This window comes from Nocardiopsis ansamitocini (genome assembly GCF_030268225.1).
Classification (GTDB): Bacteria; Actinomycetota; Actinomycetes; order Streptosporangiales; family Streptosporangiaceae; genus Nocardiopsis_D; species Nocardiopsis_D ansamitocini.
This window is the reverse complement of record NZ_BSQG01000001.1, coordinates 1,406,824-1,423,863: the sequence shown is the minus strand read 5'-3', so window position 1 is coordinate 1,423,863 and position 17,040 is coordinate 1,406,824. Positions and strand designations below refer to the sequence as shown.

Genomic DNA, 17,040 nt, shown 5'->3' with positions numbered 1-17,040 from the left:
CGGTCGCCGTCCCGATTCCGGATGCCGACCCGTTCGACGACGCCACGTCATCGGCGAACCCCTCCAACTTTTGGTTGCCGATTCGTCACTTTCCGTCCGCATCAGGGATGCGCGGAGGCGAAACGATACGACCACCCACTAGAGCTTGGAGCAGAGCGTGCCCCTCCCCCGAATCCGACCCCCGTGGCCAACGGCGGCGGTAGCGGCCCTCGTCATCGGCGCTGGTATCGCCCCTGCGGCGCCTGCGGCTGCTGCCCCGTCCCCGATCGTCATCAGCGAAGTGTACGGGGGAGGTGGCAACAGTGGCGCGACCCTGCGTGCCGACTTCGTCGAACTCGGCAACTCCGGATCCACCGCTGCCGCCCTCGACGGCTGGAGTGTGCAGTACCTCCCGGCCAGGCCCGGCGCCAACTCCACCGTCCAGGTCACCCCACTCAGCGGATCGGTCCCCGCCGGTGGAAACTATCTCGTCGCGCAGGCGACCGGCAGCGGAGGCAGCACGGACCTGCCCACCCCCGATGCCACGGGAACCACCACCATGTCAGCCACCCAGGGCATCGTCGCGCTCGTGGCCGGAACCGAGCCGATCACCTGCCGTACCGCCGCAGACTGTGCCGGCCACGAATCCATCGTCGACCTGATCGGCTGGGGCGATGCGGCCGTCTACGAGACCGCACCCGCCGCGGCCACCACCAACCCGGTCTCAACGGCGCGTTCGGCAGCCTTCGGCGACACCGACGACAACTCCGCCGACTTCACCGCCAAAGAGCCCACTCCCGTCAACTCCGCGGGGCAGACCGCAGGAGAGGAACCGGGGGAGGAGGGCCCGCAGGAACCCGGTGAACTGCGCATCCACGACATCCAGGGAACCACCCGCGTCTCCCCGCACGCCGGCCGGGCGGTCGAAGGGGTGCCGGGGATCGTCACCGCGATCAACCCGTTCGGCTCGGCCCGCGGCTTCTGGTTCCAGGACCCCGAACCCGATCGCGACCCTCGCACCAGCGAAGCCCTGTTCGTGTTCACCGGATCGACCACCCCCGACGTCCAGTCGGGGGACGACGTCCTGGTCAGCGGCACCGTCGCGGAATTCCGTGCGGGCGGGGCAACCACCCCCAACCAGACCGTCACCCAGCTGAACGGCGCCGTGTGGACGGTGCTGTCCTCCGGCAACGCCCTCCCCGACCCGGTGCGACTGGCCCGCCACAGTGTTCCCGAGCGCATCGCCCCCGAAGGCGCGGACATCACCGGTCTGACGCTCGACCCCAAGCGGTATGCCCTGGACTACTGGGCCGCCAACGAGCACATGCTGGTCAGCGTCACCGATGCGCGAGTCGTCGGTGCCACCGACGCCTACAACGCCCTGTGGGTGACCACCAAGCCCCGGCAGAGCCCCTCGCCGCGGGGCGGCACCGTCTACGGCTCCTACTCCACTCCCAACACCGGCAGACTCAAGATCGAATCGCTGGTCCCCTTCGCCGAACGCCCCTTCCCCAAGGCCAATGTCGGGGACGAGCTCGCCGGTGTCACCTCCGGCCCCCTCTCCTACAGCCAGTTCGGCGGCTACCTGATCAAGGCGACCACCCTCGGCGAGCACATCGACAACGGTCTGGAGCGCGAGTCCACCGCACCTCAACGCGACGACGAACTGTCGGTGGCCACCTACAACGTCGAGAACCTCTCGCCCCAGGACTCCGACGCCAAGTTCGACCGACTCGCCGACGGCATCGTCGCCAACCTCGGTTCGCCCGACATCATCGGCCTGGAGGAGATCCAGGACAACAGCGGTCCCACCGACGACGGCACCGTCGCCGCCGACATGACGCTCGACCGCCTCGCCCAAGCCGTCAAGGACGCGGGCGGTCCCGGATACCACTGGCGCGAGATCAGCCCCCAGGACAAGGCCGACGGCGGCCAGCCCGGCGGCAACATCCGCAATGCCTTCCTGTTCGACCCCACACGGGTCGAGTTCACCGACATTCCCGGCGGTGACGCCACCACCCCCGTGCGCGTCCTCGGCGGGGGCCGCGACGAGGTCGCACTCAGCGTCTCCCCAGGACGCATCAGCCCCATCGACGAGGCATGGGCGAGCAGCCGCAAACCGCTGGTGGGGCAGTTCCGATTCCAGGACCGCTCCGTCTTCGTGGTCACCAACCACTTCAACTCCAAAGGCGGGGACCAGCCCCTGCACGGAATCAGCCAGCCCCCGGTCCGGTCCTCGGAGACCCAACGCCACGCCCAGGCCCGCCTCGTGCGCGACTTCACCGACAGTCTGCTCAAGGCCGATCCCAGCGCGAACGTTCTGGTTATCGGCGACCTCAACGACTTCCGTTTCTCCACCACCCTGACCACGCTGACCCAGCGCAGGGGCCTCTACGCCCCCATCGACGACCTGCCCCGCAAACAGCGCTACAACTACGTCTACGACGGCAACTCCCAGGCGTTGGACCACATCCTCACCTCACCCGCCCTCAAGAACCGTGTCAGCTACGACATCGTCCGGGTCAACGCCGAATTCCACGACCAGGTCAGCGACCACGACCCGCAGATCGTCCGTTTCCGCCCACTGACCGGCGACCCCCGGATCGACGCCCGGGAAGACCGGATCCACCACCCCTAGCGGGTTCGCCTTGACAACCGTCTGACCCCGGCCTGACGGAAGCGTCAGATGTTCGTGCGCATCCCCGCTACTCAGGGTTGACCGCTGCTCCATCGGGTCATGCTCATAAATACAAAGACGGTGCGGGCGAGACCGGGTGCCCGGGGCGCCGATCGGATCGAACGGTCGGCGCCCTCGGGCGCTGTGAACAGGGGCGGACGTGGCGGACAGGACCGACCGGCCGGACGGGCAGGACGAAGGCGGTTACTACCGGTTCGATGATCCTGACGGACGGTTGACCCAGCCGCCGCCCGAATCGACCGTTCCGACTCCGGCCCGGCCGCAGCCGGCAGCCGAAGAACCTCCCGCACGCTTCAAACGCCAGACCCCGGCCAAGGTCAAACCCATCGCCCCGGAACGCCCGGGACGCCCCTGGGGACTGGCGGTGGGCAGCGTCGTCTACGCACTGGTCTCGGCCAGCCTGGCGGGCTTCCTGCCCGTGGGCACACGCGTCGCCGGACACGTACTGTTCTGGCTGGTAATCGCAGTGTCGCTGCTGGTCAGCCTCCAGCGCGAGCGCGCCAACGAATGGGATCCGGCTCCGCGCTGGCCATGGGCGGTCTCCCTCATCGGAGCCACCCTCACCGTCGAACTACTGGTGGCGCTCTTCGCTCCGTCGGCCATCATCATCGGTTCGGTGGTGGTGTTGTCGGCCGGACTGCTGATCCTGCTCATGCTCGGGTGAAGCGTTTCGCGGAGCGCTCGGCCCTACCCAGAAGCGCCGGAGCGATCCGGACCGCCGACACCGCTGCGTCCTGCGAAGGTCCCGGTCAGGTGGCTTCCCTGTCGAAGGGAGGCCGTCGGCCGTTCAGCTGGGCCGCCGCTCCCGGCTTCGGCTGCTCGTCATCGTCGTCGTCCCAGAAGTGCTTCTGTACGAACCGCTTGGGGTTGAGGTCCTGGACGTCGAAGTCCTTGTACTCGGGCCCCAGGCCCGCCTGGATGTCGCTCTTGGCGTTGTCGGCGAGTCTGCGCAACTGGCGCAGTACCCGACCGGCCTGCGCCGCTGCCTTCGGAAGCTGCTCCGGGCCGAAGACCAGGAGCGCGATCACCCCGAGGACGAGGAACTCGCCCGCCCCGATGTTGAACATCCGTTTCCCTTCGGCGAACCGACAGCCCTACCGGATAGCAGGTTAACCCGTCGCACCCGGACCGCTCACCTCAAGGTCCGGACACGCGGCGCGTGCCCTGTGCGGGCGCTCGCCCAGCACCAGCAGCGCGACGAGCAACACCCCGGCCCCCAACAGCCATCCCCCGATCGACTCGGTCGCCCAGTGATAGTCGAGCACGGTCATCATCGCGCCCACCGCGGCAACCGGGACGATCGCCCACCACACTGCGATGCGGGCCTTTCGCGGGTCGGGCCGCGCACCGCACGGACCGAACAGCAGCAGAGCCAACAAAGGGTACGTCAGGGCGGCGTTCGCGGAATGCCCTGAAGGGAAGGAGACGTAACCGTCGAAGGCCACCGCCCCCAGGCTCACGAACGAGACCGCCCAGTCCACGACGTTGCCCAGCCCCGGTGACACCACGTCCACCCCGACCACCGGTGGGGTCCGGCCCACCGCGACCTTCAACAGTGTCCCCATGACCGCCAGCGACGCCAGACCCGTGAGAGTGGCCAGTAGCGGCCGAGGCCCGCGCTGGTGCCACGTCGCCCACAGCGCGGCGCCCAACAGCAGCGGAACGGTCACCGCCCGCTGGCCGAGACGGGCCACCAGCACGGCGAGCTCCATGAGCCAGCCCTCCGGCTGGCGCGCGTCCAGGTGGACGTGCAGCGGCCAGTCCAGTGCGGTCACCGGCCCCTGGACGACGACCTGCCAGGTCAGCAGCGCAAGCGCCACCGTGACCACGAACAGCCATCCCGCCAGCCGAAGGGGTCCGGTCCGGGCGGTATCGGCGTCCGCCTTCTGCGTCGTCGCCACGGTGCGGCCTCCTCAGCTGGTCCGGGCGGGTTTCAGCTTAGGCGTCACGTCGGGTCCGGGGTGTCGGGAGGCCGCCGAAGGCCGCGCGTTAAGGTTGCCAGGGCTCGGGGCGAAACCAAAAAATGGCGTGGCAGCAGGGGGATCAGTGAAAAACCGGTGGCTGCGAGGGCACGCGGAAGCACTCGTGGACGCGCAGTGGTTCCAGAACACCGTCATAGCGGTGATCGTGCTCAACGGCATAGCCCTGGGGCTGGAGACCTACGAGGAGCAGTTCGCGGCGGTCGACGGCTACTTCCTGTTCGCCGAGTACGCGTTCGTCGGTTTCTTCGTCGTCGAACTCCTGCTCAAGATCTACGCGCGCGGTCTGGCGTTTTTCAAGGACGGCTGGAACTGGTTCGACCTCCTGGTGGTCGGTGTCGCGGTGATCCCCGCGTCCGAGGGCTTCTCGGTCCTGCGGCTGCTGCGCATCCTGCGCCTGCTCCGCCTGATCAGCGTCATCCCGCACATGCGCAACGTCGTCAACGCGCTGTTTCGCTCGGTGCCCGGCCTGGGCACCGTCATCGGCCTGCTGTTCGTGATCATGTACACCGCCGCCATCATGGGCGAGAAACTGTTCGAGGACATCTCCCCCCAGTACTTCGGCAACCTGGGCACGACCCTCTACACGCTGTTCATGCTGCTCACAACGGAGAACTGGCCCGACATCTCCGACACGGTGATCGAGGAGTCCCCCTACGCCTGGATCTTCTTCGTCCTCTTCATCGTGATCAGCGCCTTCATCGTCCTCAACCTGATCATCGGTGTCATCGTCACCTCGATGGAGACCGAAGTCAGCGCCGAGCGGTGGGAGGAAGACCAGGAACTGGAGCTGCAGCAGCACCAGGCGGTCATGAAACGACTGGAGGAACTGGGAAAACAGGTGAACCAGCTGTCCGAACAGGTTCGGGAGATGGGCGGTCGACCGGTGGACCGGGACGCGGAACCCGAACCGGGCGGTCAGGGAGCCGTCGGTCAGGACGACCCGGGCGAGGACGCCCCGGCGGTGAGGACCGCGGAGCGTGAGGATTGATCGCGGCCGGGGGAACGGACAGCGAAAAGCCCCCCGCCCGATAAAAGGACGAAGGGCTTCGAAGCCAGATACCTAGAGCGCACGCACGTCGGACGCCTGGGGACCCTTGGGGCCTTGGGTGATTTCGAACTCGACCGCCTGGTCTTCCTCCAGGTTCCGGAAGCCGGCACCCGCGATCGCCGAGTAGTGAACGAACACGTCCGGGCCGCCGCCTTCAACGGCGATAAACCCGAAACCCTTCTCAGAGTTGAACCACTTCACGGTGCCCTGAGCCATTTGCTCTCCCTTTGGGGAAGTACGAGCGAGACCGCACCCTGCTGGTCTCGGGTCGCTGGGCGCCCGCCCCGGGAGGCTTCCCGGTACGGATGACAAGCGCCCTTGTGAAGTTCCGCGAGGCGCCTGGGCCATCAATGGAAACAACAACCGCAACCAGGGCATGACACTACCAGCAGGGTCCTGGGATTGTAGAGAGTTTTCGGCCGGTAAATTCATCGTGGAAGTCCGATTACGCGGCGGTGGCGCACTCACCATTCGGTCCCGCAAAGAAGGGCCGGCGACAAGTGCGCCCCCGTTTACTCGGCGCCGCCGTTTCCGTAGATCCAGGTGGTGAACCACATTCGATCCGCCCATTCCTGATACGGGATGACCTGAGCGCTCAACACCGGGTACAGGTAGGCGAAGTTGGCGATGATCAGCAGCATCACCACGCCGTAGACCACCCCGCCCACGACTCGGGTCCGAAGCGAGAACCGCGGATGGTTGGCGTCGGGCCCCATCAACAGACCCAGCGTCAGTACGAGCGCCAGCACCAGGAACGGCAGCATCGGCAGCGCGTAGAACACGAACATGGTCCGCTCCGGGTAGGCGAACCACGGAAGCCACCCCGCCGCCACCCCCAGCAGGACCGCGCCCGCGCGCCAGTCCCGGTAGGTCACCCACCAGCCCAGCAGCACCAGGCAGGCGACGATGGACAACCACCACACCGCGGGCGTGCCGATGCTCAGGATCGCGCTGGAACAGGAGCTGGCCCCGCACCCCGTGGCGTCACCGTCGTAGTAGAAGGCCACCGGGGTGCGCATGACCAGCCACTCCCACGGCTTCGAGGCGTAGTCGTGGGGCGCGGACAGGTCGTTGTGGAACCCGAGGATCTGGCTGTGGTACTCCCACAGGCTGCGCAGCGGGTTGACCACCGTCAGCGCCCAATCGGGCAGCCGGGACCACACCCCGCCGGTGTGACTGTCGGCCCAGTCACGGCCCCACCCGCCCGACGTGAGCAGCCAGCCGCTCCACGTCGCCACATAGCCGATGGCCGCGACTCCCACAACCTGGAAAAACGCCGGGATCGCATCGATGCGCAGCCAGCGTCCCCCCGCTCGCCGTTGCCCCACGCTACGGCGGGCCCCGTAGTCCCACGCCACCGTGAGCAGGCCGAAAGCGGCCACGAAGAACAGCGCCGACCACTTGGTCCCGCAGGCAAGCCCCAGACACACGCCCGCGGCGATCCGCCACCAACGCATACCCAGCCAGCGCACCACGATCCGATCCGCCGAGCGGGCCGCCGCAGCCCGGCGCGCGGTCGCCCGAGCCAGCCAGGCGGTCGCCCGCGGCCACGGCTTGGCGCCGGCCTCGCCGACCCGATCAGGATCAGGGTAGGCGCCGGGAGGCTGTTCGGTGCCGCTGCTCTCCAAACCGGACGCGCCGGCCGGTACGGACACCGTGGCCGAGGCGGGGGCGGCCCGAAGGGCCAAGCGCTCCGCGAACACAGCCGCCCTGTCCCACACCCCCATCGCCAGACGACTGGCCGACACCCGGCCCTCTTCGGTCGCCGCGGCCAACCGGGCCCGGGTGCGGTCCCGGTCGATGATCAGACAGGCGAATCCCGCCAGGACCCAGAAGGTGAGGAACATGTCCACCATGGCGATCCGGCTCATGGTGAAGTGCAGGCCGTCCAGCGCCATGATCAGGCCCGCCGAGCAGCCCAGTAGCACCGACCGCGTCATCCGCGTCGCGATGCGCACCAGCAGCAGCACCGACAACGCACCCACCAGGGCCGCGGCGAAGCGCCAGCCGAACGGCGTCATGATGTCGCCGAACGGCATCGCCCCCCACAGGCTGTCGCCCGCAGCGATCATCCACTTGCTCAGGGGCGGGTGCACGATGAAGTCGCCACCGCCGGTCCAGATCTCCTGGGTTCCCTGTGCCAGCAGCGCGTCGGCGTTCTCCACGCTCTCGTGTTCGAAGCCGAACTCGCGCAGCCCGAAAGCGTCCTTGACGTAGTAGGTCTCGTCGAAATAGATCTCCGCCGGATTGCCCAGTCGCATGAAGCGCAGCGCGCCGGCGAACACCGTCACGACCAGCGCGGCCACCCAGCCCAACCAGGCGGGGGCGGGCATCGCCGGGACCAGCCGGCCGCGAAGCGACGGAGAGGACGACGGAGAGGACGGAGAACTGTTGGGGAGGGCTGTGATGGTCATGCGTTTCATGGCGAGTACGTCCCTGGGACGAGTGGGGTCCGCTCCGGGGAGACGCCGACTCCTTTCCGTTGGCCTGGCCCGCGTGCGGTGACCGCGGAGCCGTTCAGGTGCCGCGGCCCACCCTCACACGGGGCGAGCGAAACCTGATAACGCCTGGTGAACTGGGATGGAACCGGACGACCTGGCCAGACCGACCGGGGTTTTCGGCGGTTGCGCCGTGCGCGCCGGAAGACGGGCCCCTATGGCACGCCTCGCCCGACGGGCGATGACGCCGACCCGGCCATACTAGAGCGAAAAGGGGCGGGAGGCGGGCAGCGCGATTCGGATCCAGTCGATCCGTTTCCCCATCACCGGACGACGCCCCACGAACCAGAGGCGTGCAAAGGACTGATCAGGTGACCGAGCAAGAAAACGGAAGCGGACCGGGGACGCTGATCCTTGCGGGGCTTCCCATCGGGCACCGCGAGGACACGCCGCCGCGACTGCGTGCGGCGCTGGAGAGCACCGGCATCATCGCGGCCGAGGACACGCGCAGGCTCCGTCAGTTCGCGTCGAGACTGGGCGTCCGCCTGGGAGGCGAGGACGGCGCACGCGTCGTGTCCTACTACGACGCCAACGAGCGCCGCCGCGCCGAGGAACTACTGGTCGAGTTGGAGGCCGGCCACGACGTGCTCGTGGTCACCGACGCCGGTATGCCCGGCGTCTCCGACCCCGGCTACCGCCTGGTGACCGCGTGTGTCGCCGCGGACGTCCCGGTCACGGTCATCCCCGGCCCCTCCGCGGTCACCACCGCGCTGGTGCTGTCGGGGCTGCCCACCGACCGGTTCTGCTTCGAGGGCTTCCCCCCTCGCAAGGGCCTGGCGACCCACTTCGCGGGCCTCGCCGAGGAACGCCGCACCATGGTCTTCTTCGAGTCCCCGCACCGGGTGGCGGCGACCCTCGCCGCGATGGCCGGGGCATTCGGCGCCGACCGGCGCGGTGCGGTCTGCCGGGAGCTCACCAAGACCTATGAGGAGGTGCGCCGCGGCGGGCTCGCCGACCTGGCCGAGTGGGCGGCAGGAGAGGTCCGCGGCGAGATCACCCTCGTGGTTGAAGGAGCCGGCGCGCCGGAGGTGAGCCGCGAGCCCGCCGACCTCGCCGCGGCGGTCGCCGAGCGGGAGGCCGCCGGCGTGCCGCGCAAGCAGGCCATCCAGGAGGTCGCCAAACGCTTGGGGCTGCCCAAGCGCGAGGTCTACGACGCCGCGCACGGGGTGGGTTAGCGGCCCACCCCTGTTGACGCCGCGGCAGCGACGCCGCGGGGGCGGGACCCGTTGGTACGGGCCCCGCCCCCGCGGGATGGCGCAAGAGACGGGCGAGCCGGTCAGACGACCGCGCCGTCGCTCTCCTCGCGCGCCTCGCGCAGCTCCTTGCGCTGCTTGGTCTTCTTCTCCTTGACCACGTGCGGCGGCGCGGTCCGGTCGTACTTCTGCAACCAGATCGCCAGCGGAGTCCCCACGAAGACCGTGGAGAACATGCCCGAAACCAGACCCACCAGCATCGCGATCGAGAAGTCCGTCAGCGACGAACCACCGAAGATCGCCAGTGTGGCCAGGATGAAGATGCCACCGATACCGGAGTTCACCGTTCGCGGCAGCGTGTGCAGGATCGCCTGGTTGGCGATCGCGGAGAACTTCGACTTCTGGTCATGGGCCCACTCGTCACGGACCCGGTCGAACACCACCACCGAGTCGTTCACCGAGAAACCGATGACACTGAGGATCGCGGCGAGGAACACGCCGTCGATGGGCTTGCCCAGCCACGCGAACAGGCCGATGACCACCACGATGTCGAAGGCCAGCGCGATCATCGTCGCCAGACCGAAGGACCAGCGGAACCGCCAGGCCAGGTAGCCCATCTGGAGCACCAGCGCCGCGATCAAGGCGAAGATCGCCTTGTTGCGCAGCTCGTTGCCCATGCTCGGGCCGATCTTCTCGTCGCTGAGCCGCTCGACCGTTCCGGTTCCGGAATCGGTCTCCTCGTTGACCTGGTCCTCAAGGGAGTCCTGGATGCGCTGGGCCTCGGCGTCGGTCACCTGCCCGGTGCGCACCGCGATGCCACCGTCACCCGACTCCTGCACGACCGCCTCGGGGAACCCTGCGTCGGCCACCACCTGGCGGGCGGTGTCCACGCTCACCGGGGCGCTGACGGCGAACTCCATGACCCGGCCGCCGGTGAACTCGACGCCGTAGTTGGGCGAACGCACGACCAGGCCCACGACCGCCACGACCGCCACGAGACCGCTGACACCCAGCCACAGGGCACTGCGCTTCATGAGGTCGGGGTTGCGCTTGACCAGCCAGGTGCGCACCCCGCTGAAGTTGGCGATACCGCTGCTGGCGGGGTACTTGCGCACGATCGACGGAATGATCGCCAGGGCCACGACGAACACGATCAGCACGATCGCCAGCATCGGCGCCACGTCGGTCAGCGCGAGCCCGCTGAACAGCGGGATCAGGGCCAACAGCGGCACCAGCGCCAAGATCCAGTAGTGCTTGCGCGGGTTGGACCGCGCCACCACCCACTCCATCAGCACGCGCGCGATGAGCAGCGCCGAGACCATCGAGGCGATGGTGCCCAGGCCCAGCGTGACGCCGAAGCCCTGGACGTTGCCCGAGGCGAGGAAGAACAGCAGCGCCGCGGCGATGAGCGTGGTGATGTTGGTGTCCAGCACCGCGCTCCACGCCTTCTGCGTACCCACGACGAACGCCTTGTGCAGGCTCGGCGGGATCGCACGGCGGCGGCGACGGGTCAACACACCCGCCTCGGACTCCTCCTGCTCCTTGTCGGTGGCGTCGCTCATACCGGCCAGCTTGTTGGACGCGTACACCTTCTGCTGGCGCTGGTACTCCTCACGCGCCCGTTCGAAGATCAGCACGTTGGCGTCGATGGCCATACCGATCGCCAGGACGAAGCCCGCCAGACCCGGCAGGGTCAGCGTCGCGCCGAGCGCCACCATCGCCGCGTAGGCGATGAGGGTGTAGCAGATCAGCGCCAGCGACGCCAGGAAGCCCGCGAAGCGGTAGGCGACGCAGATGTAGAGCGCGGTCAGCAGGATGCCGATGCCGCCCGCGATGAAGCTGGCCTGGATGGCCTCCGCACCCAGGGTCGGGCCGACCGTCTGGCGCTGCACCTCGGTGACCGGGAGCGGAAGCGAGCCGCCCTCGATCAGCGTGGCCAGTTCCTGCGACGACTCCTGCTGTTCCGGCAGCGGCATGCCGTCGGGGTTGCTGATCGAGGTCGTGCCCGTGGTGTAGCCGACCCCGCAGGTGGCGTCCTGGACGACGGGGGCGGAGATGACCTTGTTGTCCAGGACGATCGCGATGCGGCGCTTGGCGTCGCCCTGGTCGAAGCAGGCGGCGTCACCGCTCAGCTTGGCCCACGCCTCCCGGCCGTCGGACCTGAAGGACAGGTTGGTGACCCACGCGTCCTGGAACTGGGTCAGTGCCGCGGAGGCGCTGGCCACCTGGTCGCCCTGGATGACGGCCTTGCCCAGCTGAAGCTGGTTGCCCTGCTCGTCGGGCAGGGTCAGCGCGACGTCGGCCGGGTTCTCCGCCGGCTGGTCGCCGCCCGCGCCGGGAGCGCCGCCCTGGTTGCCCAGGAGCGCCTCCAGGTCCTCGGGGCTCATCCCCTCGGGGGCACCGTCCGCGGGAGCCTCGCCGTCCGCCGCGGGGGCGTTGGACTCGTCCGCGGGGGCGTTGGCGCTGTCCCCGCCGAGCCCGCCCAGGCCGCCGCCCGCGCCGCCGCCCTGGGACATCCCCAGCACCGGGTGGAAGGTCAGCTGCGCGGTCTGGCCGATGATCTCGGCAGCCTCGGTCGGGTCCTGCACACCGGGGAGCTCCACGATGACGCGGTTCTCGCCCGAGCGCGACATCGTCGCCTCGCTGACCCCCAGGGCGTCGATGCGGTTGCGCAGAACCTCGACGACCTTGTCGGTGTTCTCGGCGTTGGCCTCGGTGCCGTCGTCGCCGTCCTGGGTCTCCAGGATGATCTGGGTACCACCACTGAGGTCGAGCCCCAGTTTCGGTGGCATGAACCACCCGGCGGCCAGCGCGCCGAGCACGATGAAAAGGGACAGGAAGCCGCGTATGACACGCGCTCCGGATCCCTGGGAACTGGACAAGACACATACCTCTCAGGACATGAAGGATGCAACGAACCGGCGAACGCCGGTACTGACTGGGGCTTCAGGCGCGCTCGGGAACCGGAGGCGCGCGTCCCTGAGGGAGGTCCGGGACGTTCCCGGGATCGGGGGCCGCCGTCTCGTCGCGCGGCTCGACCCGCGACCAACCGCCTTGGGGGCGGGGAAAGCCCACCGCGGCGGGGACGTAGCCGTCGGGCACGTCCCGCGGGACCGACCGCTGGTCGCCGCTCCACTTCGCCAACGCGATCGAGATCGACGCGGAATCGTGGGCGGGGCTCACCGCGGCATGAGGCCAGTAACCCGCCGAATGAAACCCCTGAAGGGCTTCCGGCGGGCGCTCGACAGCAGCCGCGGGCAGCACCGGGGCGCACAGCAGCATCAGCATCGCGGCCACCAGGGTGGCCAGAGCACGCGAAACCGTGAAGACCACCTTCCTTCGGGTCGCGAGGCATGGCCTTACGGCCACACACACTATCCGCGCATGCTCACGAATAGGTCGTGCGCGCAGACGCAAAACACAGAATCGCCCGCCGCGATCGGGCCGAAGCCACCCGGGCATGGGCCTAGGCTTGGTCCATGTCGTTGAAACGCCACATTCTGACTGCGGTGGCCTGGCCTTATGCCAATGGTCCACGCCACATCGGGCACGTTTCCGGGTTCGGGGTCCCCTCCGACGTCTTCGCACGCTTCCAGCGAATGTCCGGCCACGACGTGCTCATGGTCAGCGGCACCGACGAGCACGGCACCCCGATCCAGGTGCTCGCCGACCAAGAGGGCGTGACGGCCCGCGAACTGGCTGACCGCTACAACAGGATCATCGCCGAGGACCTCGTCGGCCTCGGGCTCTCCTACGACCTGTTCACCCGCACCACCACGGCCAACCACTACGCGGTCGTGCAGGAGCTGTTCACCGGTCTGCACAAGAACGGCTACATCTTCTCCAAGGTCACCAAGGGAGCGATCTCGCCGTCCACCGGACGCACGCTGCCCGACCGCTACGTCGAGGGCACCTGCCCCATCTGCGGTTACGACGGTGCACGCGGCGACCAGTGCGACAACTGCGGCAACCAGCTCGACCCGATTGACCTGATCGACCCCCGTTCCAAGATCAACGGCGAGACCCCCGACTTCGTGGACACCGAGCACTTCATGCTCGACCTGTCCGCCTTCGCCGCCATCCTCGGCGACTGGCTGAAGACGAAGGAGGGCCAGTGGCGTCCCAACGTCCTGAAGTTCTCGCTGAACCTCCTCGACGACCTCCAGCCCCGGGCCATAACCCGCGACCTCGACTGGGGCGTGCCCATTCCGCTGGAGGGCTGGAGCGAGCAGGCCAACAAGCGGCTCTACGTCTGGTTCGACGCTGTGGTCGGCTACCTGTCGGCGTCCATCGAATGGGCCAAGCGCTCCGGTGACCCCGAGGCGTGGCGCAAATGGTGGCAGGACGGCGAAGCCGAGTCCTTCTACTTCATGGGCAAGGACAACATCGTCTTCCACTCCGAGATCTGGCCCGCCATGCTGCTGGGCTACAGCGGCAAGGGGGACAAGGGCGGCGAGCCCGGAGCGCTGGGCGCGCTCAACCTGCCCACCGAGGTCGTCTCCAGCGAGTTCCTGACCATGGAGGGCCGCAAGTTCTCCTCCTCGCGCCGCGTCGTCATCTACGTACGCGACTTCCTGGAGCGCTACGACGCCGACGCCCTGCGGTACTACATCACCGCGGCCGGGCCCGAGACGCACGACACCGACTTCACCTGGGCGGAGTTCGTCCGCCGCACCAACGACGAGCTGGTCGCGGCCTGGGGCAACCTGGTCAACCGTTCCATCTCCATGGCGGCCAAGAACCTGGGGGAGATCCCGGAGGCCGGCACGCTCACCGATGAGGACCGCGCGGTCCTGGACGCCTCCAAGGCCGCGTTCGCGGTCGTGGGGGAGCGGCTGAACCGGTCCCAGTTCAAGTCGGCCGTCCAGGAAGCCATGCGTACCGTCGCCGAGGCCAACAAGTACATCTCAGACCAGGCCCCGTGGCAGTTGAAGAAGACCGACCCGGAACGGATGAAGACGGTCCTGCATGTCGCACTGCAACTGGTCAGCGACGCCAAGACCCTGCTCACCCCGATCCTGCCGGCCTCCTCCAACAAGGTCCACGCGATGCTCGGCGGCACCGGCGAATGGTCCTCCATGCCCCGACTGGAAGAGGTCACCGACTCCATCGGTGGTGAGGACGGGGTGTCCACCTACCCGGTCATCACCGGTGACTACGCCGGCGACGCCGCCCGTTGGGAGTCGGTCCCGATCGTGCCCGGCACCCCGCTCAACGCGCCCACCCCGCTGTTCCGCAAGCTCGACCCGTCCATCGTCGACGAGGAGCTGGCCCGACTGGAGGAGAAGGCCGCGGAGTAGTCCGCGTCTCGTGCACCGCGGTCGCCCCGGTCCTCCTGGAGGACCGGGGCGACCGCGTTTTGCGGGGAGGTACTCCGACCGGGCCGGGAGGGCCGCCAGACAACGGGTGAGGGCGCCGTGTCCGCGACGTCCATAGACTTGCCTTCCGTGAGCAAGAGCAAGAACCAGCGCGCCCAACGCGACCGCGCCCGCGACGAGATCCCGCCCCCGCCCGAGCCGCTGCGGGTGGCCGTGGCCGATTCCCACACCCACATGGACATGCAGGGCGGCGACGTCGCCGCGATCGTGGCCAAGGCCGCCTCGGTCGGAGTCACCCCGCTGGTGCAGGTCGGCTGCGACCTCGCCGGATCGCGCTGGGCGGCCCGGGTCGCCGCCGAGCACGACACCGTGTGGGCGGCGGTGGCCCTGCACCCCAACGAGGCGCCGCGCATCGTGCACGGTCTCGACGAGGCCGACGCCACCGAGTGGGACCCGGCGCGCCCAGCGGGAGGCACCGCGGCCCTGGAGGAAGCCCTCGCGGAGATCGACGCCCTGGCGGCCCTGGAACAGGTCCGCGCGGTCGGGGAGACCGGGATGGACCGGTTCCGTACCGGCCCCGAGGGCATCGCCGCCCAAGAGGAGTCGTTCCGGGCGCACATCGCCATCGCCAAACGGCACGGCAAGGCCGTCATGATCCACGACCGCGACGCCCACGACGACGTGCTGCGCGTACTGGAGGAGGAGGGGGCACCCGAACGCGTCGTCTTCCACTGCTTCTCCGGCGACGCCGAGATGGCGAAGGTCTGTGCCGACCGCGGCTACTTCATGAGCTTCGCGGGGAACGTCACCTTCGCCAGCGCCCAGCACCTGCGCGACGCCGCGGCGGTTGCCCCCGCCGAGCTGATCCTGGTGGAGACGGACGCCCCCTTCCTCACCCCCAAGCCCTACCGGGGACGCCCCAACGCCCCCTACCTGATCCCGCACACCCTGCGTGCGGTTGCCCGGGCCAAGGGCATGGCCGACGACGAACTGGCCGAGGCGGTCGCCGCGAACGCCCGCCGCGCGTTCGCGCTCTAGAGTTCCACGCCCCAGTCCGCCAGGGTGTCGTCCAGAGTCGGAGCCGCGAAGCCGGGGGCGCGGGTGACGGTTCCCGGGGTGCGGCTGAACCGGGGGGCCGGCCCCGGGTACAGCACCTCGCCCTCGCGCAGCACCGAGCCGCGGGCCCGTACGTGCGGGTGGTCGACGGCCTCGGCCATGCTCAGAACCGGTTGCACGCAGGCATCGGTGCCGGCGAAGGCCGCGTCCCACTCGTCGCGGGAGCGGGTCGCGAGCACCGCGGCGAAGCGCTCCCGCAGCGTCGGCCACCCCGAGCGGTCCCACTGGTCGGGAAGGCCGGCGGGGTCCAGGCCCAGGACACCGAGGAAGGCCGCGTAGAACCGGGGCTCGATGCAGCCCACCGACAGGTGGCCGCCGTCCGCGCACGCGTAGACGTCGTACCAGGGCGCTCCGGTGTCGAGGTAGTTGTCGCCGCGCTCGTCGGTCCACGAGCCGTTCGCCCGCTCCTCGTAGGCCATCGACATCAAGAACGCGCTGCCGTCCACCATGGCCGCGTCCACCACCTGTCCCAGGCCCGAGCGCTGGCGTTCCAGCAGGGCGCTGAGGATACCGGTGACGACGAACATGGTCCCGCCGCCGAAGTCGCCCACGAGGTTCGCCGGAGGAACGGGCGCCTCGTCCTTGCGCCCGAAGGTGTGCAGGGCGCCGTTGAGCGAGATGTAGTTCATGTCGTGGCCTGCGCGACGGGAGAGGGGGCCGTCCTGTCCCCAGCCGGTCATGCGGGCGTAGACGAGGCCGGGATTGGCGGCGAGGCAGGTGTCGGGCCCCAGGCCCAAGCGTTCCATGACCCCGGGGCGGAAACCTTCGAGGAGGACGTCGGCCGCGGCGACGATCGCGCGGGTGGCTGCCGCCCCCGCCTCGCTCTTGAGGTCCACCCCCATGACCGGGCGTCCGCTGCTCATGTGCGGCCGTTCCCCGCCCGCCGCGGTCTCCTGTGCGACGGCGACGCGGTCCAGCCTGACCACGCTCGCCCCGAGATCGGCCAAGAGCATGGCGGCCATCGGGCCCGGACCGATTCCGGCGAACTCCACGACTCGGATTCCGTTGAGCGGGCCCACAGATGCAACCTCCGGCGACGATCGGGCACAGAACATGATTCGGTTTCAATTCTGACCGGCCCACCGGTGGTCCGCTACCCGCCTCGGTGCCGTTTCGATCACGGAATACCGGGAGGAACGTCATAAACGCACGTCAAGGAAAGAGAATTCGGATAGGGCCAAAGCGGAAATCCGGTCGCTGTGATAATT

Annotated in this window: 13 protein-coding genes; 6 read left to right on the top strand and 7 right to left on the bottom strand. The window is 68.9% G+C overall.

Going from position 1 to position 17,040, the window contains the following annotated elements; genetic code table 11:
- Positions 1–157 precede the first annotated feature (157 nt).
- Together QSJ59_RS06350 and QSJ59_RS06345 are read left to right on the top strand one after the other, a co-directional pair.
- Entirely contained in the window at positions 158–2,617 is a 2,460-nt protein-coding gene (locus QSJ59_RS06350; RefSeq protein ID WP_285757767.1) for a DUF8508 domain-containing protein, read from the top strand.
- Between the two features lie 199 nt (positions 2,618–2,816).
- Positions 2,817–3,341, top strand: a complete 525-nt coding sequence (locus QSJ59_RS06345) for a transcriptional regulator (RefSeq protein ID WP_285757765.1) — start codon at positions 2,817–2,819, stop codon at positions 3,339–3,341.
- 85 nt (positions 3,342–3,426) lie between these two features.
- Here the strand turns inward: QSJ59_RS06345 and QSJ59_RS06340 are convergent, their stop codons facing one another.
- Entirely contained in the window at positions 3,427–3,744 is a 318-nt protein-coding gene (locus QSJ59_RS06340) for a sec-independent translocase (protein WP_285757763.1), read from the bottom strand.
- A 42-nt stretch (positions 3,745–3,786) separates the two neighbouring features.
- Positions 3,787–4,578, bottom strand: coding sequence for a phosphatase PAP2 family protein (locus QSJ59_RS06335; protein ID WP_285757761.1), 792 nt, complete (start codon positions 4,576–4,578; stop codon positions 3,787–3,789).
- Between the two features lie 184 nt (positions 4,579–4,762).
- On the opposite strand from QSJ59_RS06335, the gene QSJ59_RS06330 reads away from it, so the two are divergent.
- Positions 4,763–5,647, top strand: a complete 885-nt coding sequence (locus QSJ59_RS06330; protein ID WP_285757759.1) for an ion transporter — start codon at positions 4,763–4,765, stop codon at positions 5,645–5,647.
- A gap of 72 nt (positions 5,648–5,719) precedes the next feature.
- Here the strand turns inward: QSJ59_RS06330 and QSJ59_RS06325 are convergent, their stop codons facing one another.
- Both QSJ59_RS06325 and QSJ59_RS06320 read right to left on the bottom strand, forming a co-directional pair.
- Entirely contained in the window at positions 5,720–5,923 is a 204-nt protein-coding gene (locus tag QSJ59_RS06325) for a cold-shock protein (protein WP_285757757.1), read from the bottom strand.
- Positions 5,924–6,219: 296 nt separating this feature from the next.
- The gene (locus QSJ59_RS06320; protein WP_285757755.1) at positions 6,220–8,121 is read right to left on the bottom strand and encodes a dolichyl-phosphate-mannose--protein mannosyltransferase; all 1,902 of its coding nucleotides are present in this window, start codon (positions 8,119–8,121) and stop codon (positions 6,220–6,222) included.
- Positions 8,122–8,516: 395 nt separating this feature from the next.
- Here QSJ59_RS06320 and rsmI point away from each other — a divergent pair, with 395 nt between their 5' ends.
- The gene (gene rsmI / locus QSJ59_RS06315) at positions 8,517–9,380 is read left to right on the top strand and encodes a 16S rRNA (cytidine(1402)-2'-O)-methyltransferase (protein WP_285757754.1); all 864 of its coding nucleotides are present in this window, start codon (positions 8,517–8,519) and stop codon (positions 9,378–9,380) included.
- A gap of 101 nt (positions 9,381–9,481) precedes the next feature.
- On the opposite strand, the gene secD is transcribed toward rsmI, so the two are convergent.
- Positions 9,482–12,280 (bottom strand): protein translocase subunit SecD, encoded by a 2,799-nt coding sequence (secD, locus tag QSJ59_RS06310; RefSeq protein ID WP_285757753.1) that lies wholly within the window; start codon positions 12,278–12,280, stop codon positions 9,482–9,484.
- Positions 12,281–12,344: 64 nt separating this feature from the next.
- Positions 12,345–12,731 (bottom strand): hypothetical protein, encoded by a 387-nt coding sequence (locus QSJ59_RS06305; RefSeq protein WP_285757752.1) that lies wholly within the window; start codon positions 12,729–12,731, stop codon positions 12,345–12,347.
- Between the two features lie 146 nt (positions 12,732–12,877).
- Between QSJ59_RS06305 and metG the strand changes: the two genes are divergently transcribed.
- Together metG and QSJ59_RS06295 are read left to right on the top strand one after the other, a co-directional pair.
- Positions 12,878–14,698, top strand: a complete 1,821-nt coding sequence (gene metG, locus QSJ59_RS06300; RefSeq protein ID WP_285757751.1) for a methionine--tRNA ligase — start codon at positions 12,878–12,880, stop codon at positions 14,696–14,698.
- Positions 14,699–14,845: 147 nt separating this feature from the next.
- On the top strand, positions 14,846–15,754 hold the full coding sequence (locus QSJ59_RS06295; protein WP_285757750.1) for a TatD family hydrolase: 909 nt from the start codon (positions 14,846–14,848) through the stop codon (positions 15,752–15,754).
- Here QSJ59_RS06295 and QSJ59_RS06290 read toward each other — a convergent pair.
- Complete coding sequence (locus QSJ59_RS06290; RefSeq protein WP_285757749.1) at positions 15,751–16,851, bottom strand: CaiB/BaiF CoA transferase family protein; 1,101 nt, start codon at positions 16,849–16,851, stop codon at positions 15,751–15,753. The genes QSJ59_RS06295 and QSJ59_RS06290 overlap by 4 nt on opposite strands.
- Positions 16,852–17,040: the final 189 nt, after the last annotated feature.